This window comes from Asticcacaulis benevestitus DSM 16100 = ATCC BAA-896 (assembly GCF_000376105.1).
GTDB lineage: Bacteria > Pseudomonadota > Alphaproteobacteria > Caulobacterales > Caulobacteraceae > Asticcacaulis > Asticcacaulis benevestitus.
Genome location: NZ_AQWM01000001.1, coordinates 246,168 through 269,274 on the forward strand (window position 1 = coordinate 246,168; position 23,107 = coordinate 269,274).

The following is a 23,107-nucleotide window of genomic DNA, read 5'->3' on the forward strand; positions in this document are numbered from 1 at the left end:
TCTATTCGCGCTCGTGAAAAGCGGTTAGGTCTAGGGCGTGAAAAAGATATCGACCATGAGACACGTAACTGATTTGCGCCGCCTTTTGTCGCTGACCGCTATGGTGGCGTTGACGACGCTTGGGGGCTGCAACGGCAAGCCGGCCTTGCCCGAAGCGCCCGACGCCATGCGCGCCGCCGGCTATTCGCGCGCCCCGCAGATCATTGAGGTGGCTCAGGCCGGTTCCAACGTGTTCGTGGTCACCGGTCAGACGATTCCCGATGCCCGCGTGCGCTTCGGCTATGGCGGCAATCGCGCCATTGGTGTCACTTCGGACTCCAAGGGGCGGTTCCGCGCCGAACTGCCGGCCGGACCGCAAGGCGGCCTTTACGACCTCTCGACCGAAGATGGTGGCCGGCTGATGTACGCCGAAGGACGCCTGTTCATTCCGCCGCTGGCGCCGCATAAGGCCGTATTGATGCGGGCGGGTTCTCCAAGCCTGGCCCTGTTCAACGATGATACAGAGGTGGCGGTGCTGGATTATGATGCGGCAGGCGCCCTTGCAATCAGCGGACGTGTAGCGCCTTCTGCCGCGGTCGAGGTGATTCTGAACGGCGACATCTGGCGCACCACCAGCGATGATCGGGGATATTACAACGCGACAACGCAAATCGAGCCTCCATTGAAAACCGAGACGCCCAACAGCCTGACATTGGTGGTCGGTGAAAAACAGATAAAACGCGATTTCACCGACGTTCTGCCGGCAGATAATGAGGACGCCATAAGCCGGGTGGGAGAGGGGTGGCGCGTCGCGTGGAAACTGCCTGGCGGCGGTATGCAGACAACCCTGGTTTTTTAGTCCGTCTGCCTTGCTTGAACGCGAACTGTCAAATCTTGGTTTGCGTTTCCACCACCGCGTCTGTGACAGGTACATCTTCATCCACCGGTACATAGCGATCAGCGGCTTCTGCCTGTAGCGCCTCGGCGGCTTTCAGCTGCACCATGGCTGTCGCAGCCAGGATCGCCACGATGACAATTGCAAAGAAGGCCATCAAAGCATAGGGCGTGGAAGAGCTTGTGCGTATGGCATAGGCGGAGGACATGATCTTAGGTCTCTGCAAGGCTGAAAGGTCTAGCGGTTATGGGCGCGGGTGTCTCGGTCCGGATCGTATGGGCCTGTGTGTCTCCGGGTGCTGCAAAAGCCCTGCCAACATAGAGGGAAAAGCCGGAAATGATCATGATGAGGGCCAAAACAATGACGATGGTCTCGAAGACGACGGGCTCGCGTCGATCGCTGCGATAGTCTGTATTCCGTAAGGTAGTTGCGCGGGGCATGGCAGGACTCGCATTGAAATAACGCGTTCAACATGCGCTCGTGGGCGGTAAGGAAAATATAGGCCAGTCCCTGGGCGATTATAAAAAGGGCGAGGGTCATCTGCTGTGTGATTTTTATGGAGGCTTTAATTCGCCTAAGGTTTCAGCCCGACGGATGAGATGGACATACAAGCTCAGGGTGTTTGAGAAGACCCAGTTCAGTATGGCAATGCCAGGTGGATCTCTTAAACGCGACAGCGGTGAAAATTAGTTCTGTTTATGGTTGTGGAAATGTCCTACAATTGAGCCTAAGCAGGGCATTATAAGGCGCAAAGTCAGTGATCAGGATTCAAATAAAAGATGTAGCCTCCGTGATAGGGGGACTTGTAATCTTGCTCCTTGCGGTTTCGGCCGTGCAGGCCCGACCCGTCGGCGTTCTGAGTCCGGATGGAAAAGTCACAGCGGTTATTAGCGACGAAGGCGGGGTCTTGGCCTATCGTGTGTCGATGGACGGCAAGTCCGTCCTCAATCCATCCCCACTGGGTATGCGTACGAACGGGATTGATCTTGGGGCTGGCGTATCCATCAAGAAAACGCAACGCGGGAAGGTGGCGGAGCGTTACCCCTTCCATGGCGGCAAGGCCTGGGCCGATAACCATGCCAATACGGCGAAGCTTTTTCTGTCGTCCAACGGAGTGGCGTTTGAGGCGGATGTCCATGTCGCTAACGATGGCGTGGCCGTGCGGCTGAGATTGCCGGCCCTTGCCGGTCGAAAGGTTGAAGCCAATGGATCCGGCTGGAACCTGGCTGAACCTGATCCCAAGATCTGGGCAACAGAATTTGGACCCGAATATGAAAATACCTATGCAGAAACGACCTTAACCAAGCTTGGCGACAAAGCCTACGGTCTGCCATTAACGGCCAAGGTCAGCGGATTATGGGTAACCTTGAGCGAAGCGGCGGTGGTCGACTATGGCGACAGTTCTATCCATTTGACCAAAGAGGGTACGCTGGCGACGCGCCTCTATGCTGATCCCAATGGCTGGTCAACAGACCAGGCGGTGATCCAGCCCTGGCGCGTGACGATTATTGCCCGCGACCTGACAGGGCTGGTCAATTCAACTCTTGTGCAAAACCTCAATCCTCCCCCGTCGGCGGAGTTGGCGGAGGCCAAATGGATTCGTCCGGGGCGTTCATCGTGGCAATGGCTGGCGATTGGTGATCCTCTCGAAACGGATCAGCATCAATGGGTCGACTGGACGCACAAGCTTGGTTTTGATTACTACCTGATCGATGACGGCTGGGCCAAATGGGCCGCGCCGTGGCCATCCCTGACCGATACGGTCCAGTATGCCCGTCAGCAGGGCGTTGGCATCTGGGTTTGGGTTCATAGTCATGACGTATCGACCCCGGCGACCCGGCAAGCCTTGTTCAAGCGCTTTGCCGACATTGGCGTGGTGGGGGTCAAGGTTGATTTTCCGGCACCTGCCAGTCGTGAATGGTCCAACTGGTATAGAGACACGGCAAAGGATGCCGCGGCCGAGCATTTGATGGTTGATTTTCATGGAGCCTCCAAGCCGACAGGCACGGAGCGGACATGGCCGAATGTTCTGACACGCGAGGGGGTGCGCGGCCATGAGTGGCATATTACGCGCTATCAGCGCAAACTTACGGCCGACCACGACACGATCCTGCCGTTCACCCGCTATGTGGTAGGCCCCGGGGATTACACGCCGACCGTTTTTGAAACCAAGGAACTGCAGGGCAATAGCTGGGGCCACGAACTGGCCCAGATGGTCATGTTTACATCGCCTTATCTGTCAATGGGCGGGCACCCGCAGGCCTATCTGTCAAACCCTGGGCTTGACCTGTTAAAGGCTGTGCCCGCCACGTGGGATGAGACGATCGTCCTGCCTGGCAGCGAACCGGGTAAGGTCGCTATCATGGCCAGACGCAGTGGTAGCGACTGGTTCATCGCGGCCATCAATAATGGCGAGGCGCGTGACATGGAGCTAAGCCTGGCTTTCCTGAAAAAGGGGACGTGGCATATGGTTGAACTTGCCGATGATCCGGATAAGCCAGATTCTTATAAGCCTTTGGAGGGACCGGTCGCATCTGATCAGCTTATCAGGCTGACCATGCGCGCACGCGGCGGCTTCGTTGCGCATATACGCAAAGCAGCGAACTAGGAGCGCCTGTAGCCGGTTCCCTTGTCCTTGCTGACACATCAGCGCTATTGCAGAGATCGCGGATCTTTGTAATAGTCTGAGTAATATAAACGCCGAGAGAAAACAAACGGCGATATAACTTAGGGAGATGTCAAATGAACCGGTCTATAGCCACAGCCTTGATGGCTGTCTTCATCGTTGGCCCCGTGTCCGCGCAGACAGCTACGCCGCCACAAACCGGACCTGCGGCGATAACGGAGGACTTTAAGCCGTCTTCTGTGAATCAGCCGGGTCAGCAATACCCTCAGGTCAATTCGCAGGGATATGCCCGTTTTCACATCGTCGCGCCGGACGCTCAAAATGTTAAGGTGAGCCTCGGTTTGGGTGGTCGTGGCGGTACAACCCTCACCAAGGCCTCAGACGGCACATGGAGCGGCACAACGGAAGGCCCGATGGACGAGGGCTTTCATTATTATCACCTGACGGTCGACGGCGGGACCTTCAATGACCCGGGGGCTTTGAATTTCTATGGCTCGACACGATGGGAAAGCGGCATAGAAATTCCGGCGCATGACGCGGACTTCTATGCGCTCAAGGACGTTCCCCATGGTAATGTGCAACAGGTTCTTTTTGCCTCTCTCAGCACAAGCGCGCAGCGACGCGCCTTTGTCTACACGCCGCCAGGATACGATAAAAATCAAGGCATGCGATATCCGGTGCTTTATCTCCAGCATGGCTGGGGGGAGGACGAAACCGCCTGGTCCAATCAGGGCCACGCCAACCTCATCATGGATAATCTGATCGCTGACGGTAAGGTGCGTCCGTTCATCATTGTGATGACATATGGCATGACGAACGAGGTCCGTCCCGGCGGTTTGGCAAGCTTCGACATCAAGCCGTTCCAGACGGTTCTCGTCAACGAACTGATCCCCTATATTGATGGCCATTTCCGCACACTTGCCGACCAGCCGCACCGAGCCATGGCAGGCCTTTCAATGGGCGGCTTCGAAACCAAATTGGTCACGCTCGCAAACGTCGATAAGTTTGCCTATATCGGCCTTCTGAGCGGTGGAACACTATCCGTCGAAGACGTCGACAAGACGCCGGGTTTCCGGGACAAGGTAAAGCTGGCGTTTGTCAGTTTTGGCAGCCGCGAACTTGAAGGCGGACGCGGCGGCCCTCCGGGCGGACCTCGCCAGGATCCGCGCGCAAATGCGGAAGCTTTGAAAAAGTCTGGCTTTAACAGTGTTTTTTATGTGTCGCCGAATACGGCACACGAATTCCTCACCTGGCGGCGGAGTCTGCGTGAAATGGCTCCCTTGCTCTTCAAGGACTGATAGCCTGAGTTGTGTCGGTCTTGGCCCCAGTTGGGGGCTCCAATGTCGGCGTAGCTCGAATGCCCATAAGGGGGGGTAACCCTTGAATCCCTTGGCCCTGCGCAAATGCGAAGCTGTTAAGCGACTGGCTATTTGGTGGGCACATCGTCAATGGGCGTGGGTACGTGCCAAAGTCAGGTACTCAACCATTGATTTACGACCTCGGCGGCGCTGTCACTATTGCTGGCCGCCGCTTTTAATTCCTCCAGGGGGGCGGCGATCGAGTGCGCGTACATGCCCTGAGACTCGATATTGACGATCCCCACAATGTCGCGGCCTTCGCCAAGGAACTGATAACGGGCTGTTCTGGTGTCAATCTGCTGTTCAACAGCGCTGGCATTATGCGCATGGAGATGGGGATCGGGCCGCTTGATCAGCTCCCGCACAGTTTAATCAAAAGGCCTTCGCTTTCGGTTTGAGGACTGTACAGGGCTGGTTCGTTAGACTCTAATGAGGCCCAAAAAAAGCAAACGCATGGATTACTCTCAAAGGACTAAAGCTGATGTCAAAACAACGCCAGGCGTGTGTGTGTTGTCGCGGCGGAGGTCGGAGCGCAGGCGCAAGCCGCGTTGGGTGACCTTGAGAGGGTTTGCCGTGTGATGAAACTCACTGTATTCGTCAATTCGACGGTCGATTTTACCGATCAGCCCAAGATTGCCAATGGCGCCTCCGAACTGATGGTGGCGGCTTTTGGCGAAAAGGGGCGACATACCCGTAGCGCCGTTTCGGCAGCGGCCCTCCCTCTGGGTGTGGCTGTAGAGGTCGATGCCGTCCTGAAGATAAACGCCTGAGACAGCCGTCTCGGCACAGAAAGAATGACTATGAACAGCTTGCTGGATCCCCTGCATCTTCCACATTTCGCAGACCTTACGCCGGAGGCGATCGGCGCCGCCCTTGATGAGGGGCTGGCAGCCTATCAGGCCGTCGTTCGCGACCTGATCGAGACGCGCCCCACAACCTTTGAAGAGGTCTGGCTGCCTTTGGAGCGCGCCGATGTCGCCGTGAGTGCGTTGTGGTCCGGTGTCAGCCACCTTCACAGCGTCGCCGATACGCCGGAGTTGCGGAAGGCTTATGCCATGGGCGAGGCGCGCATGGTCGAAGTCATAACCGCCGTGCGCCAGATGCCAGAGCTCTATAGCTTACTCGTCGATTTGAGCACATCCGCAGATTTCGCGAAATGTCCGGCGGCTGATCGTGTCGCCGTCGAGCACGAGATTCGTAATTTCACGCTATCCGGCGTGGCGCTGGCCGATGAGGCGCGTTCGCGCTTTGCTGCGGTATCGCTTGAGTTGTCGAAACTGTCGACGGCGTTTTCCAGCGCCGTGCTGGACGCGACGGACGCCTGGTTTGAGCCTATCGAGGACGCGGCGCACCTCGCCGGTATTCCGGAGGGGGCGATGGCGATGTTTGCCGCCGCAGCGGCCGCACGGGGCCTCAAAGGCTGGGTCGTTACGCTGCAGGCCCCAAGCGTCATCGCCGTTTTGACCTTTGCCGAGAACCGGGACCTGCGCGAACGTGTCTACAGGGCCTATGGCACCCGGGCCTCAGATGCTGGTCCTGATGCGGGCCGCTTCGACAATTCTGAACGTATCGCCCAAATCCTGGCCCTGCGCCAGGAGCGCGCAGAATTGCTGGGCATGCCAAGCGCGGTCGACCTGTCGCTGGCGACGAAGATGGCCCCTGACGGTGCCGAGGTTCTTCGTTTTCTGCGCGACCTTGCCGTGAGGGCGCGTCCCTCGGCTGAGAAGGATCTGGCGGCCCTGGAGGCCCACGGCCGGACGTTGGGTTTGGAAACACTGGAGGCCTGGGATCGCGGATTTGTGTCCGAGCGTCTGCGTGCGGAGCGCTACGCGGTTCAGGAAGAAGAGATCCGGGCCTATTTTCCGGTCGACCGTGTCATGGAGGGGTGGCAGCAATTGTTGTTGCGCCTCTACGGGGTGCGGCTGCAGCCGCGCGTAGATGTGGCCCTGTGGCACGAGGATGCGCGATATTTCGATGTCGCCGACGACCAGGGGCGTGTGTTCGCCGGCGTCTATCTCGACCTGCATGCCCGCACGGGCAAGCGCGGCGGCGCCTGGATGGCCGAAGCCCGGCCGCGTCTGCGTGACGGCGATGCCGAGAGTTTGCCGGTGGCTTATCTCTCGTGCAATTTCGCGCCCAAGGACGAGAATGGGGTGTCGCTGCTGTCCCACGACGACGTGGTGACCTTCCTGCACGAAACCGGTCACGGTCTGCATTTGTTGTTCACGGAAATCGATCGCCCCTCGATTGGCGGGGTCAACGGTTTCGAGTGGGATGCCGTCGAACTGCCGAGCCAGATGATGGAGGACTTCGCCTGGGATCGCACGACCCTGAAGCAGATGTCGGCGCACAATCTGACAGGCGAGGCCCTGCCGGACGCGCTTTTTGACAAGATGGTGGCGGCGCGGCATTTCCAATCGGGGCTTGGAATTCTTCGCCAGGTGGAATTCGCGATGTTCGACCTTATCCTGCATCTGGGCATATGGGGCCGCGATCCGATGGTTGTGCTGAAGCGGGTTCGCGATGAGGTGGCCGTCGTTTCCTATCCGGAGTGGCACCGGTTCCCGCACAGCTTCAATCACATTTTTTCTGGCGGCTACGCGGCCGGCTATTACAGCTATCTGTGGGCCGAGGTGCTGGCGGCGGACGCCTTCCGCAAATTTGCCGAAGCGGGCGTGGTCGATCGCGCAACGGGGGATGCGTTCCGTAGGGAGGTTCTGTCGCGTGGCGCGTCACGCCCGGTCGCCGAAAGTTTCCGGGCGTTTAGCGGCCGTGACCCGGATCCTGTGGCGATGCTGGTACGGCATGGGTTAGCAGCATGAGGTCCCTGCGCACCTGGCAAACCGAAGCCGTTCGCCGTATCGAGGCGGATTTCAACCGTTCTGCGGACACCCATCTGGTTCGCGTACCGCTGCCACGCTATGACGGCATCACGCTATACCTCAAGGACGAAAGCTCTCACCCAACGGGCAGCCTGAAACATCGGCTTGCACGCTCGCTATTCCTGTACGCCCTGTGCAACAACTGGATCGGACCGGATACCTGCCTCATCGAAGCCTCTTCTGGATCGACCGCGGTCAGCGAGGCCTATTTCGCCCGCATGCTGGGGCTACGCTTTGTGGCCGTGGTTCCCAGTGCGACGGCTCAGCCCAAGCTGGACGCGATTCGCTTTCATGGCGGCGAGATCCACAAGGTCGATGATCCGCGCACGGTCTATGACGTTGCGCAGCGCCTGGCTGAGGAAACGGGCGGCCACTATCTTGATCAGTTCACCAACGCAGAGCGGGCGACCGATTGGCGGGGCAACAACAATATCGCCGAGAGCATCTTCAACCAGATGGCGGAAGAAGAATATCCAACGCCTGAGTGGATCGTCTGTGGTGCGGGCACCGGCGGTACGTCCGCCACGCTCGGCCGCTTTGTCCGCTATAATCGCCGTAATACACGGCTATGCGTGGCTGATCCGGTGCATTCGGTTTTTCACCAGTATCATCGTGACCGGCGCGTGCGCAGTCTTGCACTGGGCTGTTCTTCGCGCATCGAAGGCATTGGCCGGCCGCGGGTTGAACCGAGCTTCATCGCCGAACTTGTCGATCGTATGGTCGTAGTTGAAGACCACCAGAGCATCGGCGGGATGCGAGCTCTCTCACGGCGGCTTGGGCGAAATGTCGGCGGCTCGACGGGGACGAACATCTGGGCCTGTGCGGAACTGGCGCGAGAGATGCACGAAGCCGGAAAGAAAGGCAGCATCGTGACCTTGCTGTGCGACAGCGGCGATCGGTATGCCGACACCTATTACAACGATGGCTGGCTGCTTGAGGCTGGCATCGACTGGCAAGGCAGCGCACAGGAGATGGAGGCCTTTCTGTCGGCGACGATGTGATAGCGGCCATCCGCCGAAGGGGACCGCGGACGAAAACTTGGATTACCAGGAGGGTAATTCATGTAGCTGGACTAGTCTAGGCGCCAGGCCAGAACAGGATCAGATATCCGACGCCCGCACCAAGGCCTAAAAAAGGTAGACTATAGACGTGAAAGGTCAGCCAGGCCTTTCGATCGCCGGCCATTCTGAGGGCGATGAGATTTGCCAGAGACCCAATGAATATGCCAAACCCGCCGATATTTGCCCCGTAGGCCAGGGCGCGCCAGTCGTGGGCGTAGCTCATCAGCGCAATCGTCGCGGGTACATTGCTGATAATCTGCGAAGCGCCTAGGGCTGCCCAATACAAGTGAGACGCGATATCAAGGTGCCAGGATCGCAAAGTGCTCGCAACCGTTGGCAACTTTGTCACCAGGCCGAGGTCGATGAACATCAGCAGAAAGGTCACCAGCAATCCCCAGTCCAAACTCACAAGCACGGCGCGCCGAAACCATAGGAACAGAACGGTCATCGCCGCCACCGCCCATAAGGCCTGACCGAAATTGGTGGCTATCAGGAAAGGCAAGAACAGGGTGAGCGCTGCAGCGCACAAGTCACGCTCAATAGGCGATAGACGTTCCTCTGGCGAACTTGTGATGGCAATCGGGGACCCTTTGAAAGTAAGGGCTGTAAGCCCCAGTAGAACGATGATCAGGATGAATACCAGCGGCAGCATATGGATTATGAAATCTGCAAAGGACACGTTGGAAATTTGCCAAAGGTAGAGGTTTTGCGGATTCCCGATCGGGGTAAGCGCCGAGCCCGCATTGACGGCCAGAGCTTCGAACATGATGAGACGAGTTGCAGGCATCCCGGTCGATTTTGCCAGCGCCAAGGTGACGGGAACGACGACGAATAACGCAACGTCGTTGGTGAGCACCATCGATAGTAGGCAAGTCATAAGGACGAGCGCAAGTGCAAGGCGCCGCTGATCAGGCATGCGCTTCGCGACGACCTCCGCGAGCCATTGCAGCGCCCCGGACATATCCAGTGCCTTGGTCAGGATCAGCAGACCGCACAAGGCCGCCATGGTGGGCCAGTCGATGAGCGATGGAACAGAGGCCATACCTGACGGGATCACGAACACTAAAACACCAAAGGCAGCCAACAAGATGAGCAACAGCTTGTCGCGGGCCACGGCACGGACGAGGCCTTGCAGCAAGCCAAATATACGCGTCGCCATACGAAATCTTCCCGGTCAGGTCTTTAGTGCAACTCCTTACCGCTTTCGCCCAGCGATGGGTATGGAAATCTACACTTTGGCGGCGGTGGCTGTAGTCGTAGAAATGGGCTGGTTGCATGGACGCCATGCTGAGATGCAACATGCCGGCAGAAGTGTAGAGCTTCTATCGGGAGTTCGGTTTATTTTCTTCGTTTCAGTGTGTCCTAAGGGAGTTCCCCGAATTTTTGCCAGTATGCGCGGGCAAAATGGCCAAAACTGCTAAATCCACAATGAAGTGCGATTGAGACCACAGAAGCCGAGGGCGCGCCTTTCAGCATGGAATGTGCTTTTTGAAGGCGGAGGTGCCTAATATAATGACTGGGGGCATCTCATGCTTTTTCTTAAAATGCTGGCATGGAGTTTTGCCGCTGACCTGAGCCACTTCGGCCAACCGTGAGGGGAAGTAGTGGTGCGATGCATGACACGAGCGCCCGAGTGGAGTTGATGAATACTTCTAATAGACGACCTCAGAGTATACATTCTTGAAATTGAAGCCGACATAGTGATCGACCGTTGGGCGCCACCCCGGCCGGGAGGAGTTTCCGATATTCAGGCCAAATTTGGCAAGTTGTTCGTCATTGGCGATCCATAGTTTATATTTTGCTCTCATGCGCGAAAGCTCAGGTGTTCCGTCCAGAGGTGGTCGGATTTCCAATTGTATTTTCCGACCTGCGTAGACAAGCAAGGCCGGATCGACGCCTACGCTTCGCCGTCTCATGGAGACCTTGTCGCTCGATCTTCTTCAACGCCTGAAGCAACTGAAACGGTTCGATTTCGGTGATGGGCAGGCGCCCGATATCACCCTCGATGAGGGTTATAAAGCGTTTGTTCTTGATGATCGTATGGTCGACCAGGCCGTCGGCCTTTCGTTTGGCCAGATATTCCTCGGCAATGACGCTGAACGTGCTGCCTGCGGCCAACATAGCGGCGGCTGCGACCTTCTTTCTTTCGACGCTCAGGTCGGCGCCAGCGTCCATGGTCCGACGCGCATCTTCCCGCCGTTCGCGCGCCTCCTTTAAATTGGTCTCTGGATAGGTCCCGATCGAAAGCTGAAGGTCCTTACCGCCAAATCGGTATTTCAGGCGCCAGAGCTTGCCACCTGTCGGGTGGACGATGAGGAACAGTCCGCCGCCATCAAACAATTTATATTGTTTCGTCTGAGGCTTAGCGTTGCGAATAGCCGTATCCGAGAGGGCCATGGGGGTCACTTTTTGGCGTTGAGTCCCACTTTCAAATCTGACCCCCAAAGTGCCCCCCAATAACGTGGGATACGATGGGACGCGCAGAACCGCCGCGGGACAGTTAGGCCGCTAAAGTGCCAGATTTTAAGGAATTTTTCAACGTCATGGGACGTGGATACATGCCAAGCTGGCTCCCCGAACAGGACTCGAACCTGTGACAAGTCGATTAACAGTCGACTGCTCTACCAACTGAGCTATCGGGGAACGATTAGCTTGGCAAGGCGCGCCCTATAGCAAGGGTTTGAACCTCATGGCAAGCCCAATCGCCAAGTTTTGCACAACTATCCAAAATAAATGCGTTTGCCTGGGCGCGGGGCGAAAAAAAGCCCGAAATTGCGCTTTCGGGCTTTAAAGTTTTGTGATGGTGGGTGTCTTAAGTAAAGCAAAGACAACGCTGTTATGTAAGGAGTTGGGTTAATAAGGGGTTAATTCTCCTGGTTGGCGAAATATTTTTGCATGTCTTTTAAGTGTCGGGGAAGTCATATCTTCACCACAATTTAACGATGCCTGGAAGAAGTTCCTCTTGAGCAACAAGTTAGGAATCAGCCGTGCGTCTTCCCCCAATCAAGATCCGTATCCGCGCCCTTCTGGCGCTCTTCTTTGCCGGGCTTGGCATGGCGACCTTTGTGGTGTTGCAGCATACGAACGCTGTCAGTGGTCTGTTGGTTCAGGCGCAAAGCCAGGGGGCAGGCGATTACATCGAACAGATCCGCCAGTTGGAGGCAGGGTTCACTTCGCTGGCCATCATGACAGCGATCATTGTTGGGCTTGCTGGCCTGGGGGCCGCTATCTATTTTGATCGGGAAGTGTTTTCGGTTATCGACCGCCTGAGCCACTATACGGTGCGCTTGGCGGATCGTAAGTACGATATGCCGGCCGAAGGCGCTCATCGTTCGGACGAAATCGGCCGTCTGGCCAGTGCCCTCGATGTGTTGCGCGCCAATGGTCAGAAAATGATTGGCCTGGAAGAAGATGCCTCACATCACGCTGAACATATAGCCCGCGAACGCGAGCTTGCCTTGCAGGAGCTCGGTGTCAAGCTGGAAGCTCAAGTCTCGACCCTTCTGGAAGGGCTGACAAATTCATCCAAGGCGATGATCATCTCGTCGGATCAGATGAGCCAGTCGGCCTTCGCGGCGTCTGAAAGCGCCGGCAAGGTGGCTTCGGTCGCGGTCTCTACGTCTGAGAGCGCGCAAAAGGTGGCCGCCACGGTGATGGAGCTGTCGCAAACTGCCAACGAAATCGCCGGGTCGACGCAGATTTCGACCGAGGTTTCGGCACGCGCCTCGGCTGAAGCCGAATCAACCTCCGCCATGATGACCCGTCTCAGCCGCAGCGCTGACGAGATCAGCGCGGTGGTGGATATGATCACTTCGATTGCTCAGCAAACCAACCTCCTGGCGCTCAACGCAACCATTGAAGCGGCGCGGGCAGGGGAGCACGGCGCAGGCTTCGCCGTGGTGGCCTCTGAGGTTAAAACCCTGTCGCAGCAAACAGAGAAGGCAACGCGTGAAATCACCGCCAAGGTTCAGCAGATCCAAAGCGACGCTGGCGACGCGACCTTAGCTATTGCGGCCATTGTGGGAACCATAAGCGAATTGCGTTCCGGCGCCGATGATATCGCCCGCTCGGTGGCGGCCCAGCAGATGGCCACCAGTCAGATCGCCGAGACCGTCGAATCTCTGGCGGAGGGTTCGGCCAGTGTCGGCAATGATATTGACGCCGTGCGCGATGTCGCCAATGAAACCGGACAGGTCGCCAGTGTGGTGTTTGAAGAGGCCAAATCGGTAAGTCAGGCCTCTGACAAGCTGAAAATGGAAATCGCCAAATTCCTGAACAGCATGCGGGCGGCATGATAGCCGGCTGAATATATCGGGGGAACGCTTGGAGGCCTGACCCGGAGTCGAACCGGGCTTCACGGATTTGCAATCCGGTGCGTAACCGCTCCGCCATCAGGCCTCATCAGAGCGAAGCGGTGAGCTATCAGATCGCATCACCGCCTGCAATCACTTGTAGGCTAATTTAGCTAATAATTTTGTATAAGCCCACAGGATTGTGGGTTTTTTGCTGGAAAACAAACGTAAATGCCGATTGAAGACGCGCAGGCTTCCGCTTATAAGCGGTGCAACCGTTTCTAAGTCCGAGTTTGCCAAAGGGGTTATATCCATGGATCTTTACGCCGCCCGCCAGAATATGGTCGAATCCCAGGTTCGCGTGAACGATGTCACCGATATGCCACTGCAACTGGCTATGCGTCACATCCAGCGCGAACGTTTGTGCGCGCCGTCGCAAGCCTTTGGCGCCTACGGCGAGGTCGAAAGCCCGATCGCACCGGGACGTGTGCTGATGAAGCCGCGCGATATCTCGAAGCTCTTGCAAATAGCCGAACCCAAGACCGGCGAGCGCGCGCTGGCGATAGCTGCACCCTATGCCGCCGCCGTTCTGAGCCATGCCGGTCTCAAGGTGACAGCGCAGGAATCCGATCCGCGTGTCCTGTCGGTCACCGAGCCCTATCTCAAGGAACTCGGCGTCAGGATTGAAACAAGCGATCTGAAAGCGCCTGTGGGCGCTGACTACGACATGATCATCATTGAGGGCGCCGTGGCCGAAGTGCCGGCGGCCTGGCTTGATGCTTTGAAAGTAGGCGGGCGCCTGGCCGTGGTGGTGCGTGATGGCGCTGTAGGCCACGCCCGGCTTTATATCCGGCTTCAATCGGGTGTCTCAGAGCGCGATGTCTTTGACTCAACACCGTCCACGCTGCCCGGTTTCGAGCGGGCTCCGTCCTTCCAGTTCTGATGAAAATGGCCAGCCTTAGCACTGGCCATTTTTGCAGGCGCTACTGCTGACGGAAATCGTCCGGCTAACCGATAGAGTGATGCATAAAAGTCGCCCGCTGACGAAGAGTGTCAGATGTGACAAGAAAATGCCAAACGTGAAAAATCCTTAACTCGCCAAGCTCGTAAAGTTCTGGCAGTAGGGAATAAGTGGTAATTTATCGCATCGGCCCCGAACGATGCCGCAGGTACATGCGGCTACGGGGTAACAGGCCGTGTTTGTGGTCTGCCTTAAACTTTATGGGGACGTCTTTAACATGATGAAATTCAAGCTTGCCAGGTATGCCGCCGTATCGGTTCTGGCCCTTACCGTGAACGCATTCGGAAGCATCGGTGCGCAGGCGGAGAGCCTGAATGACGCCATCGCCATGGCCTATGCGCAAAATCCCACCTTGCAGCGTAGTCGCGCTACGCAGCGCGCCACCGACGAATCCTACGTCCAGACACGTTCGCAGCTCGGGCCGAATTTGAGCGCCAGCGCCACAAGTACCTATAACGACCTGCCAACGGCTGGCAACCGCGCTTCGACCAGTGCCGGCATCACCGCCAACCAGACGCTGTTTGCTTCGGGCGGCATCGCCTCGTCGTTGGATGCGTCACGCGCTAATGTCAAGTCCGGTCAGGAAGGTCTGCGTTCTACCGAATCGGGCGTCCTGCTTGATGTGATCAGCGTCTATACCGCCGTGCGCCGCGACCAGCGCGCTCTGCAGATTTCGCAGGATAATTATGACATTCTCAAGCAGCAGCTCGACCAGACCCAGGCTCAGTTCGACGCCGGTCAACTGACGCGCACGGATGTGGCGCAGTCGCAGGCCCGTTTGTCGGCTTCGGCCGCGTCGCTGGCCTCGGCTCAGGCCCAACTTGATTCGGACCGCGCATCTTATGTGGCTGTTGTTGGCCAGGCGCCGGTGGCACTTGAACCTGAGCCGACCCTCCCGGGGCTGCCTTCAGATTTCAATGCTGCGCTCGATGCCGCCCAAAAGAACAATCCCGACCTGCAATCGGCGCTCTATGCCGCGGATGCGCTCAAAGCCCAGGTGAGGGCGCAGCGTTCGACTTTTGGCCCGACGGTTTCGCTTTCGGCCAGTACGGGTGGCAATGTGCCTGGTCTTAAAATCGGCGATCTCGCTGATAATGACGCCACATCGGCCAGCCTGCGTTTGTCGATCCCCTTGTTCAGCGCCGGCCTGAATGGTTCCCGCGTCCGTCAGGCGACCGAAAACTACAATGCCCAGGTCGCTGTGGTCGAATCGACCCGCCGCCAGGTGGTGTCGTCGGTCTCGCAAGCCTGGTCGCAGATGCTGGCGGCGCGTTCGGCTGTTTCTTCTAATCAGGAGCAGGTCAAGGCCGCGACCGTGGCGGCCGAAGGGGTCAAGGTCGAGCAACAGGTCGGTTTGCGCACCAATATCGAAGTGCTGAACGCCCAGCAGGAATTGAAATCAGCGCAATTGTCGCTGGTGGAGGCCGAGCGCAGTCAATATGTTGCTGCCAGCCAGCTTTTGTCGGTAATGGGCGGCATGACGGCCAAGGCCTTCGTGCCGGATATCGAGGTCTATGATCCTCAGAAGCACTTTGATGATGTGAAAAAGAAGGGCTGGACACCGCTTGAGCCGGTGGTTCATGCGCTCGATGGCCTGGCTGCCGGCGGCAAGTAATCCTTATTGCGACCTTATAATCCTGTGGCGAAGTCGGGCGCTGTTAACCGCCTTGCTTAACCACAGGAAATTCGTCGTTTCGACGAAATTTCGCTTGAGCGACCTGCCTAAAGAGTTGCAAAAAGCGCCAAATACGTGTCACCTGTACACGGTTTCAGTTCCCGAATCCGATTCGCAGCAGTTAAAAAAACATGGCAGAACAATCCGCACACGAACCGACCATGGAGGAAATCCTCGCCTCTATCCGTCGCATCATCTCTGAAGATGACGCTCCGGAAGACGCGAAGGCCGAGCCGGAGGTCGAAGTCGAGGAAGAGCCCGAAGCCGTCGCTCCAGAACCGGAGCCGGAAATTGAGGACGAGCCGGAAGACGATGATGTGCTCGAACTGACGGAAACCTACGAAGCACCGGCCGCTGTGTCTATTGGCGACATCGACGCTTTTGATGCGCCGGCCCCTGCGCCTGTCGCTGCAGCACCGGCGCCCAAACCAGCCCCACGCCCTGCGGCGCCTTCGGCCGCTGGCGGTCTGGTCAGCGAGCGCACCGAATCGATCGCCGCCTCGTCGTTTGGTGCCTTGACCAGCAATCTGCTGGTGCCGCATAGCGACCGCACGCTTGAAGACGTTGTCAAGGAACTGCTGCGTCCGCAACTGCAAGCCTGGCTCGATGAAAACCTGCCTGGCATCGTCGAAGAGCAGGTTCGCCTCGAAGTCGAACGTATTGCGCGTCAATCACGACGTTAAGATCTGGCACGCCACTAAGACTTGGCACGACGCTAAAACATAGATTTTATAAAGATCACCTGATAAGAGGGCGGCATCACTCCGGTGAGCCGCCCTTTTTCCTTAAAAGTCGCCCTGTCGCTTTTCCGCCCAGGCTATTCCCCTTACGAGACCATGTTAGAAAAAAACTTCGATCCCGCCGCCGTTGAGCCCCGCCTGTACAAAAAGTGGGAAGACTCCGGCGCCTTTGCGCCTTCCGATGCGGGTGAGACCTTTTCCATCGTCATCCCGCCACCCAACGTCACCGGCAGCCTGCATATCGGCCACGCGCTGAACAACACCTTGCAGGACGTCCTGACGCGCTTTGAGCGTATGCGCGGCAAGGCGGCCTTGTGGTTGCCGGGCACCGACCACGCCGGCATCGCCACGCAGATGGTGGTGGAGCGTCAGTTGGCTGCCGCCGGCAACGAAGGCCGCCGCGAACTGGGCCGTGACAAGTTCGTCGCCAAGGTGTGGGAATGGAAGAAGGAATCGGGCGGCACCATCGTGCAGCAGTTGCGTCGCCTTGGGGCTTCGTGCGACTGGTCGCGCGAACGCTTTACGCTCGATGACGGTCTGTCGGCGGCCGTGCGTAAGGTCTTCGTTCAGCTTCACAAGGACGGCCTGATGTACCGCGACAAGCGGCTCGTCAACTGGGACCCGCAGTTCCAGACGGCGATTTCCGATCTCGAAGTCGAGCAGAAAGAGGTCGACGGCCACTACTGGCACTTCGCCTATCCGCTGGCCGATGGCGTCACCTATCCGTTCCCGATTAAGGATGAAGAGGGCAACGACACGACGGAGACGCGCGACTATATCGTGGTCGCCACCACCCGCCCGGAAACCATGCTGGGCGATAGCGGCGTAGCCGTGCATCCGGATGATGAGCGCTACAAGGATCTGGTCGGCAAGTTTGTTATCCTGCCGATCACCGGCCGCCGTATCCCGATCGTGGCGGATGAGTATGCTGATCCGGCCAAGGGGTCCGGCGCGGTCAAGATCACACCGGCGCATGACTTCAACGACTTCATGGTCGGCAAGCGTCACGATCTGGAGCAGATCAATATTTTGGATACCCAAGCCAATCTTCTGAAGTTCGATCCGATTCCGGCGGAATATCAGGGGATGGAACGCTTCGCCGCGCGCAAGGCGATCATCGCTCGTGCCGAGGAAGAGGGCTGGCTGAAGCAGATCGAGAAGACCAAGCATATGGTGCCGCATGGCGATCGTTCCGGCGTGGTCATTGAGCCGTTCCTGACCGATCAATGGTACGTTAATGCCGGCGAACTGGCCAAGGAAGCGATTGCCGCTGTCGAGGACGGTCGCACGGTCTTCGAGCCTAAGAACTGGGAAAAGACCTACTTTGAGTGGATGCGTAATATCGAGCCGTGGTGCGTGTCGCGCCAGCTCTGGTGGGGCCACCGCATCCCGGCCTGGTATGCCGAGGACGGCTATATCTTCGTCGCCGAGACTGAAGCCGATGCCCACAAGCAGGCTGAAGCCCATTACGGCAATAAGGTCGCGCTCAAGCAGGACGAGGACGTGCTCGACACCTGGTTCTCGTCGGCGCTGTGGCCGTTTTCGACCATGGGCTGGCCAGAAAATACCGAGGATCTGGCGCGTTTCTACCCGACCCATACCCTGATCACCGGTTTTGACATCATCTTCTTCTGGGTGGCCCGGATGATGATGATGGGCCTGCACTTCACCGGCAAGGCGCCTTTCAAGCGCGTCTTCATCAACGCCCTGGTTCGTGACGACAAGGGCCAGAAGATGTCGAAGTCCAAGGGCAATGTCATGGACCCGCTGGTGCTGATCGATGAGTTCGGCGCCGACGCCCTGCGCTTCACCATGACCGCGATGTCGGGGCAGGGGCGTGATATCAAGCTCGCCAAGCCGCGCATTGAGGGGTATCGCAACTTCTCGACGAAGCTGTGGAATGCCACGCGGTTCACGCAGATGAATGAATGCGCCCGCGTCGACGGTTTCGATCCGGCCACGGCCAAACTGACGCTCAGCCGCTGGATCCGCGGCGAGGTGCAGAAGACGGTTGCTGCCATCACCGAAGCGCTGGAAGCCTGCGCCTTCGATGATGCCGCCAATGCGCTCTATAAGTTTATCTGGAATGTGTTCTGCGACTGGTATCTCGAACTGGCCAAGCCCATCCTCAATGGCGATGATCAGGCCGCCAAGGCTGAAATCCGCGCCATGACGGCCTGGGTCCTTGATCAGGCGATGATCCTGCTCCATCCCGTCATGCCCTTCATTACCGAAGAGCTTTGGGATAAGACCGGCCACAAGGATATGCTGATCACCCATAGCTGGCCGAAATCGGATGCCGGCGCGATTGATGCCGAGGCCGATGAAGAGATCAACTGGCTGATCGATTTGATCTCGGAGATTCGCTCGATCCGTTCGGAAATGAACGTGCCGGGTTCGGCGCGCGCGCCTCTCACCTTAAGTGGTGCCTCAGATGTTACACGCAAGCGTCTGGATACACACGAAGATCTGATCCTGTTCTTAGGGCGTTTGTCAGGCGTTGATGTCAGCGAAACGGCCGCCGCGGGCTCCGTGCCCTTTGTGGCCGGTGAAGCGACGGCGCATCTGGCCATCGCCGAATTCATCGATATCAAGGCCGAAGAGGCGCGCCTGACCAAGGGCATCGCCGACTTTGACAAGACGATTGATGGCGTGCGCCGTAAACTCGACAATCCGGAGTTTGTCCGCAAAGCGCCGGACGAGGTGATCGCCGAAAACCGCGAGCGCCTTGAAGACGCACAGAACGGCAAGGTCAAGCTGTCGGCCGCGCTGGAACGCCTGCGCGCCGCGCAGTAATCAAACCCTACGCAGCGCCCTGAGCCATATGCCGGGGCGCTGCGACCACGCTTGCAGCGTTTCCCTGCGCGCATGGAGCGTCAGCCCGACTACGGTCAGGTAGATGACGCACGATATCAGGAAGGTGCCGGGGAAATAGCGCAGAATATTGATACCGATAATGCTGATCCAGAAATTGGCACCCATGGTGATCACGTAGAGCCAGCTTAGCCAGACAAAGGCTTTGCGGTTGAGCGGCTCGGCCATCATGACCACCATCGCCATGGCCGGATAGAGCAGGTAAAGATCGAAGTTGTATTCGAACAGGCGCGGATTGATGAGTTGCGCCACGCCCAGTCCAAAGAAGCAGCGCTCCTCGACCGTCAGAGGGCCCCATTCGGCCAGCGCCAGTCCGCCGCCGATGATGATAGCGGCGAAGACCATATAGGCCAGGAAAACGGGCAGGGTGTTGGGCTCAAGCCCGATATAGGTCAGCAGGGCGAAGAAGCCGCGTCCGGGCTGGCGGTTGAGCACGATATCGACGACATAGGCATGCCATTCGGCGGACAAAGGCCCGGCGGTCAGGAAGATAGTCGCCACGCCGGCAAGGCCCAGGGCAAGTGCTAGGGCAAACGTCACGAGGCGGTGCGTGAACGGCCTTTTCTCATAGAGCAAAACCACCAGCACCGTCAGGAAGGCCGGCTTGATCAGCCCGGCCGTGATTACCATGGCGATAAACAGCCAGCGCCATTTACGGATGACCAGCACGCTGGCGACGATCAGGGCGTGAATAACGCCTCCGATATTGCCGGTCGTCAGCGGATTGCCGCGAATGGCGCTCAAGGCCATCAGGCGCATGTGCAGGGGCAGGTGCGGGAAAGGCTTGATCATCGTGTACCACAGCAGGAAAACCAGCAGCGGCAGGAGAATGGCGCCATAGGTCCAGTGCAGGCCCCACGGTCCAAGAAGCTGTTCGAGGGGCGCTATCGCCTTGCCGATCTGCGGCGCATAGACATAGCTGGCGGCTTTCAGCCCCGAACAGTTGGCCGGATCGACATAGGGGGATTGCCCCTGGCCAAGCCTTTGGGCACCGCAGATGAGCGCGTCGAAATCGCCCAGCCACCAGCCCGGCTTGGAAAAGCGCCGGGTCAGGGCGCCGATCATCGGCTCCAGCGCGAATAGCAGGAAGAGGCCAAACATCCACTTGTTGCGGGTGCGGTCTCTTAAGAAGGTTAGCGCATCCATGGGGCGTCCTGAAGGTGGCGAAGGCGGCGGAGCATAGGCAGTAGCTGCGCACCGTCAAGAGCTTAGCGAACCTGCTTCTTGTATTTAGGGCTTTAACCGGATATGCAGCGTCCTTTGATTTTGTCTTCGGCTGGGAGCTTTTTTTGTCCGGAATCGATCCTGTATCTGCGTCTGCATCCGTTTCCGGGGGCGCGCCTGATCTTAGCCTGATTATTTGCACCCTGAATGAAGGTGTTGCGATCCGTTCTGTCGTCGAAGAGGTTTCGGCGGCGCTCGGTTCGATCCGTCACGAGATTATCGTGGTCGATGACAATTCGTCGGACAACACCGCCGCAGAAGTGCTCTCGCTGGCGCAGTCTCACCCCCATGTCCGCCTGCATGTCCGCGTCAATGAGCGCGGGCTGTCGTCGGCCGCCATAAAGGGCTGGGATATCGCCCACGGCAAATATCTCGGCGTGATGGATGGTGATGGTCAGCATGACCCGGTGGCCATTCGTGCCCTGGCCGATATGATCATGGCCGGCGACAAGGATCTGGTCTGCGTTTCGCGCTATATCGGCCAGACCGATACGGGCCTGAGTGGCCTGCGTGATATCGGTTCCAAGGTGGCTACGGCCGCGACCGGCATGGTGCTGAAGGTGCCGCTGTCCGATCCGATGAGCGGCTGTTTCATGATGACGCGCGACTATTATATGTCGGCGCGCCCCAAGCTGACGGGTATCGGCTTCAAAATCCTGCTCGATGTGGCGGCGTCTTCCCCGATCAAGCCGCGCTTTGGCGAGGTCAAGGCGGCGCTGCGCCAGCGCCAGGGCGGCGAATCGAAGCTCGATATCCGCGTGGTGCTCGATCTGGGCGCCTTGTTGATCGAAAAGGCTACCGGCGGCGTTCTGAACGCGCGCTTCGTTCTGTTCGCCGGCGTCGGTGTGACCGGCGTCTTCGTCTATGCGGCGGTGCTCTTTCTCTGCCACCACCTTTTTAATACCGGTGAGTCGGTGCCTATGTACCGCTTCCAGAAGCGTCTTGACGACGTGCTGAGCTTTAGCCTGGCGATCTGGGTGTCGATGACATGGAACTTCTTCGTCAACAATGCCATCACCTTCCGCGACAAGCGCCTGAAGGGCATCGCCATGTTCTATGGCCTGCTCGGTTTCTATTTCGCCTGTTCAATAGGGGCAATCCTGAGCCTCTTCATGGCGGTTTACATGAAGGACCATCTGCGTATTCATTACATGGTCGCGGGTATCGTCGCGGCCCTTCTGAGCAGCGTGTGGAACTACTTTGCCTCCAAATGGCTTGCCTGGCGCACCCCCAAAGGCTCGAAATAAAGAAACGCCCGAGGCGGGGGAAACCTTGGGCGTCAAGTTTGTCTTGGTGAAAGTCAGATCTTACCAGTTGTCGTGGCGGTCTTCCCAGCGATCTTCACGGCGTTCCTGACGGTACTCGTGGCGATCATGGCGACGGTCGTCACGGCGATCCCAGCGGTCATCGCGGCGATCTTCACGACGGTCGTAACGGTCATCATAACGATCATTGCGGTCGTAACGATCATCATAACGATTGTCGTTATAAGCGTAGCGGTTGTCATTGTAAGCGTAGCGGTTATCGCATTTGCTGTTGTTCTTGGCGATCGAGGAGCCCACGGCCGCGCCAACCACGGCGCCAAGCACCGTACCGGCGCCCTTGTTGCGGGTGTTTGCCGCGCTGCCGCCGATCAGGCCACCGGCCACGGCGCCAAGCACGGCGCCATCGGTTTGCTTGTCGCGGCACGATGCCGAAGCGATACCGGGCAGGGCCATGCCGACCAGAGCCGTCGATACCAGGGCGGATATAATAATCTTCTTACTGTTGGACATCTTCGTCATCTCAGGTCTCCTGTGGCATGAGCGCGTATCGCCTTGCCGTTGATGTCACCACCTTAGTCGCACCAAGATGAACGAGACTTGATAACTTCGTTCATCTTGGTTCATGTAACGCTGTGCTCAATAGCGGCTGTAGCGATCGCTGCTGGAATAGGTGCGGCGGTCGTTATAGCCGCCAAGTTTGCGATACTCATGCTCACCCCAGCTATTGTAGACGCGGTAATAGGCGCGGCGGCTGCATCCACAGGCAGAATCATAATAGTTGCGGTAGGCACGATAGCCGCGCGGGCGGGTCTGAAGTACGCCGTCCCGATAGCCGTCCTGCTCACGGGCGCGGTGGTCCTGAGCGGGCTGGCCCTGATAGCGGTAATAATCGCCTTTCAGATAATCGTAAGCCAGATTCTTGCCGGCGTAGGGCACGCCATCTTCGTTATAATAGGCCGGGCTGTTGTAATAGATGTCATCTTCATCGCCATTGCTATAGGGCGCGATGGCAACGTCATAACTATTGTCCTGGTCATCGGGGTAATAGTCGCTGTCACTGTAGGTGAAGCGATTGTCGTACCTGTCGTCATGCTGCGCATTGGCAACGGCGGGCATCAGCAGCGCCACGATGGCTGCAGCCAGCACGCTGCCGATCAGGACCGGACCGATATGATGCGGGTGAGGCGTGGGATAAGGGCGGGGCATGGCGACTTT

The 23,107-nt window shown here is 58.0% G+C and carries 21 protein-coding genes and 2 tRNA genes; 12 read left to right on the forward strand and 11 right to left on the reverse strand.

The genetic code is table 11. From position 1 onward, the window contains the following. Positions 1 to 55 precede the first annotated feature (55 nt). Positions 56 to 838: a hypothetical protein gene (locus B060_RS0101255; protein WP_155847732.1), complete on the forward strand. Its 783-nt coding sequence runs from the start codon at positions 56 to 58 to the stop codon at positions 836 to 838. Between the two features lie 28 nt (positions 839 to 866). On the opposite strand, the gene B060_RS0101260 is transcribed toward B060_RS0101255, so the two are convergent. Beyond that, positions 867 to 1,082: a hypothetical protein gene (locus tag B060_RS0101260; RefSeq protein WP_018079933.1), complete on the reverse strand. Its 216-nt coding sequence runs from the start codon at positions 1,080 to 1,082 to the stop codon at positions 867 to 869. Between the two features lie 4 nt (positions 1,083 to 1,086). After that, positions 1,087 to 1,314, reverse strand: a complete 228-nt coding sequence (locus B060_RS0101265) for a hypothetical protein (protein ID WP_018079934.1) — start codon at positions 1,312 to 1,314, stop codon at positions 1,087 to 1,089. Between the two features lie 371 nt (positions 1,315 to 1,685). Here B060_RS0101265 and B060_RS0101270 point away from each other — a divergent pair, with 371 nt between their 5' ends. Both B060_RS0101270 and B060_RS0101275 read left to right on the forward strand, forming a co-directional pair. Beyond that, positions 1,686 to 3,482: a glycoside hydrolase family 97 protein gene (locus tag B060_RS0101270; RefSeq protein WP_018079935.1), complete on the forward strand. Its 1,797-nt coding sequence runs from the start codon at positions 1,686 to 1,688 to the stop codon at positions 3,480 to 3,482. A 134-nt stretch (positions 3,483 to 3,616) separates the two neighbouring features. Then, positions 3,617 to 4,798: an alpha/beta hydrolase-fold protein gene (locus tag B060_RS0101275; RefSeq protein WP_026172496.1), complete on the forward strand. Its 1,182-nt coding sequence runs from the start codon at positions 3,617 to 3,619 to the stop codon at positions 4,796 to 4,798. Between the two features lie 173 nt (positions 4,799 to 4,971). Here B060_RS0101275 and B060_RS0101280 read toward each other — a convergent pair whose 3' ends face one another. Continuing rightward, a complete protein-coding gene (locus B060_RS0101280) occupies positions 4,972 to 5,223 on the reverse strand; it encodes a hypothetical protein (RefSeq protein ID WP_018079937.1) in 252 nt (83 codons plus the stop codon). A gap of 138 nt (positions 5,224 to 5,361) precedes the next feature. On the opposite strand from B060_RS0101280, the gene B060_RS23675 reads away from it, so the two are divergent. The 3 genes from B060_RS23675 to B060_RS0101295 are packed head-to-tail and all read left to right on the forward strand — an operon-like array spanning position 5,362 to position 8,741. Beyond that, positions 5,362 to 5,628 carry a RidA family protein gene (locus B060_RS23675; protein WP_081606775.1) on the forward strand — a complete coding sequence of 89 codons (267 nt, stop codon included), beginning with the start codon at positions 5,362 to 5,364 and terminating at the stop codon, positions 5,626 to 5,628. A 30-nt stretch (positions 5,629 to 5,658) separates the two neighbouring features. Further along, positions 5,659 to 7,680 (forward strand): M3 family metallopeptidase, encoded by a 2,022-nt coding sequence (locus B060_RS0101290; protein WP_018079939.1) that lies wholly within the window; start codon positions 5,659 to 5,661, stop codon positions 7,678 to 7,680. After that, positions 7,677 to 8,741, forward strand: a complete 1,065-nt coding sequence (locus B060_RS0101295; RefSeq protein WP_018079940.1) for a PLP-dependent cysteine synthase family protein — start codon at positions 7,677 to 7,679, stop codon at positions 8,739 to 8,741. Before B060_RS0101290 ends, B060_RS0101295 begins: the two co-directional genes overlap by 4 nt. A 76-nt stretch (positions 8,742 to 8,817) precedes the next feature. Here B060_RS0101295 and B060_RS0101300 read toward each other — a convergent pair whose 3' ends face one another. The 4 genes from B060_RS0101300 to B060_RS0101315 all read right to left on the reverse strand — a co-directional run bounded on the left by B060_RS0101300 (position 8,818) and on the right by B060_RS0101315 (position 11,444). Beyond that, positions 8,818 to 9,960, reverse strand: a complete 1,143-nt coding sequence (locus B060_RS0101300) for an SLC13 family permease (protein ID WP_018079941.1) — start codon at positions 9,958 to 9,960, stop codon at positions 8,818 to 8,820. Positions 9,961 to 10,163: 203 nt separating this feature from the next. Next, positions 10,164 to 10,310 carry a helix-turn-helix domain-containing protein gene (locus B060_RS28380; RefSeq protein WP_413783242.1) on the reverse strand — a complete coding sequence of 49 codons (147 nt, stop codon included), beginning with the start codon at positions 10,308 to 10,310 and terminating at the stop codon, positions 10,164 to 10,166. Positions 10,311 to 10,619: 309 nt separating this feature from the next. Further along, complete coding sequence (locus B060_RS23680; protein ID WP_018079943.1) at positions 10,620 to 11,198, reverse strand: tyrosine-type recombinase/integrase; 579 nt, start codon at positions 11,196 to 11,198, stop codon at positions 10,620 to 10,622. A gap of 170 nt (positions 11,199 to 11,368) precedes the next feature. Beyond that, positions 11,369 to 11,444: transfer RNA gene (locus B060_RS0101315), tRNA-Asn, on the reverse strand. Positions 11,445 to 11,788: 344 nt separating this feature from the next. On the opposite strand from B060_RS0101315, the gene B060_RS0101320 reads away from it, so the two are divergent. Next, positions 11,789 to 13,096, forward strand: a complete 1,308-nt coding sequence (locus B060_RS0101320) for a methyl-accepting chemotaxis protein (RefSeq protein WP_018079944.1) — start codon at positions 11,789 to 11,791, stop codon at positions 13,094 to 13,096. A 29-nt stretch (positions 13,097 to 13,125) separates the two neighbouring features. Here B060_RS0101320 and B060_RS0101325 read toward each other — a convergent pair. After that, a tRNA-Cys gene (locus B060_RS0101325) sits at positions 13,126 to 13,199 on the reverse strand. Positions 13,200 to 13,406: 207 nt separating this feature from the next. Here B060_RS0101325 and B060_RS0101330 point away from each other — a divergent pair. The 4 genes from B060_RS0101330 (at position 13,407) to B060_RS0101345 (ending at position 19,325) form a co-directional block, all read left to right on the forward strand. Then, the gene (locus B060_RS0101330) at positions 13,407 to 14,036 is read left to right on the forward strand and encodes a protein-L-isoaspartate O-methyltransferase family protein (protein WP_018079945.1); all 630 of its coding nucleotides are present in this window, start codon (positions 13,407 to 13,409) and stop codon (positions 14,034 to 14,036) included. 295 nt (positions 14,037 to 14,331) lie between these two features. After that, on the forward strand, positions 14,332 to 15,729 hold the full coding sequence (locus B060_RS0101335; protein WP_018079946.1) for a TolC family outer membrane protein: 1,398 nt from the start codon (positions 14,332 to 14,334) through the stop codon (positions 15,727 to 15,729). Positions 15,730 to 15,920: 191 nt separating this feature from the next. Continuing rightward, entirely contained in the window at positions 15,921 to 16,472 is a 552-nt protein-coding gene (locus tag B060_RS0101340) for a DUF2497 domain-containing protein (RefSeq protein WP_026172497.1), read from the forward strand. A gap of 153 nt (positions 16,473 to 16,625) precedes the next feature. Further along, the gene (locus B060_RS0101345) at positions 16,626 to 19,325 is read left to right on the forward strand and encodes a valine--tRNA ligase (RefSeq protein WP_026172498.1); all 2,700 of its coding nucleotides are present in this window, start codon (positions 16,626 to 16,628) and stop codon (positions 19,323 to 19,325) included. Here the strand turns inward: B060_RS0101345 and B060_RS0101350 are convergent, their stop codons facing one another. Then, entirely contained in the window at positions 19,326 to 20,549 is a 1,224-nt protein-coding gene (locus B060_RS0101350) for a hypothetical protein (protein ID WP_018079949.1), read from the reverse strand. A gap of 143 nt (positions 20,550 to 20,692) precedes the next feature. Between B060_RS0101350 and B060_RS0101355 the strand changes: the two genes are divergently transcribed. Continuing rightward, a complete protein-coding gene (locus B060_RS0101355) occupies positions 20,693 to 21,874 on the forward strand; it encodes a glycosyltransferase (protein WP_018079950.1) in 1,182 nt (393 codons plus the stop codon). A 60-nt stretch (positions 21,875 to 21,934) separates the two neighbouring features. Here B060_RS0101355 and B060_RS23685 read toward each other — a convergent pair whose 3' ends face one another. Both B060_RS23685 and B060_RS0101365 read right to left on the reverse strand, forming a co-directional pair. Beyond that, positions 21,935 to 22,411 (reverse strand): glycine zipper domain-containing protein, encoded by a 477-nt coding sequence (locus B060_RS23685; RefSeq protein ID WP_018079951.1) that lies wholly within the window; start codon positions 22,409 to 22,411, stop codon positions 21,935 to 21,937. A 117-nt stretch (positions 22,412 to 22,528) separates the two neighbouring features. Then, complete coding sequence (locus B060_RS0101365) at positions 22,529 to 23,098, reverse strand: hypothetical protein (protein WP_018079952.1); 570 nt, start codon at positions 23,096 to 23,098, stop codon at positions 22,529 to 22,531. Positions 23,099 to 23,107 lie beyond the last annotated feature (9 nt).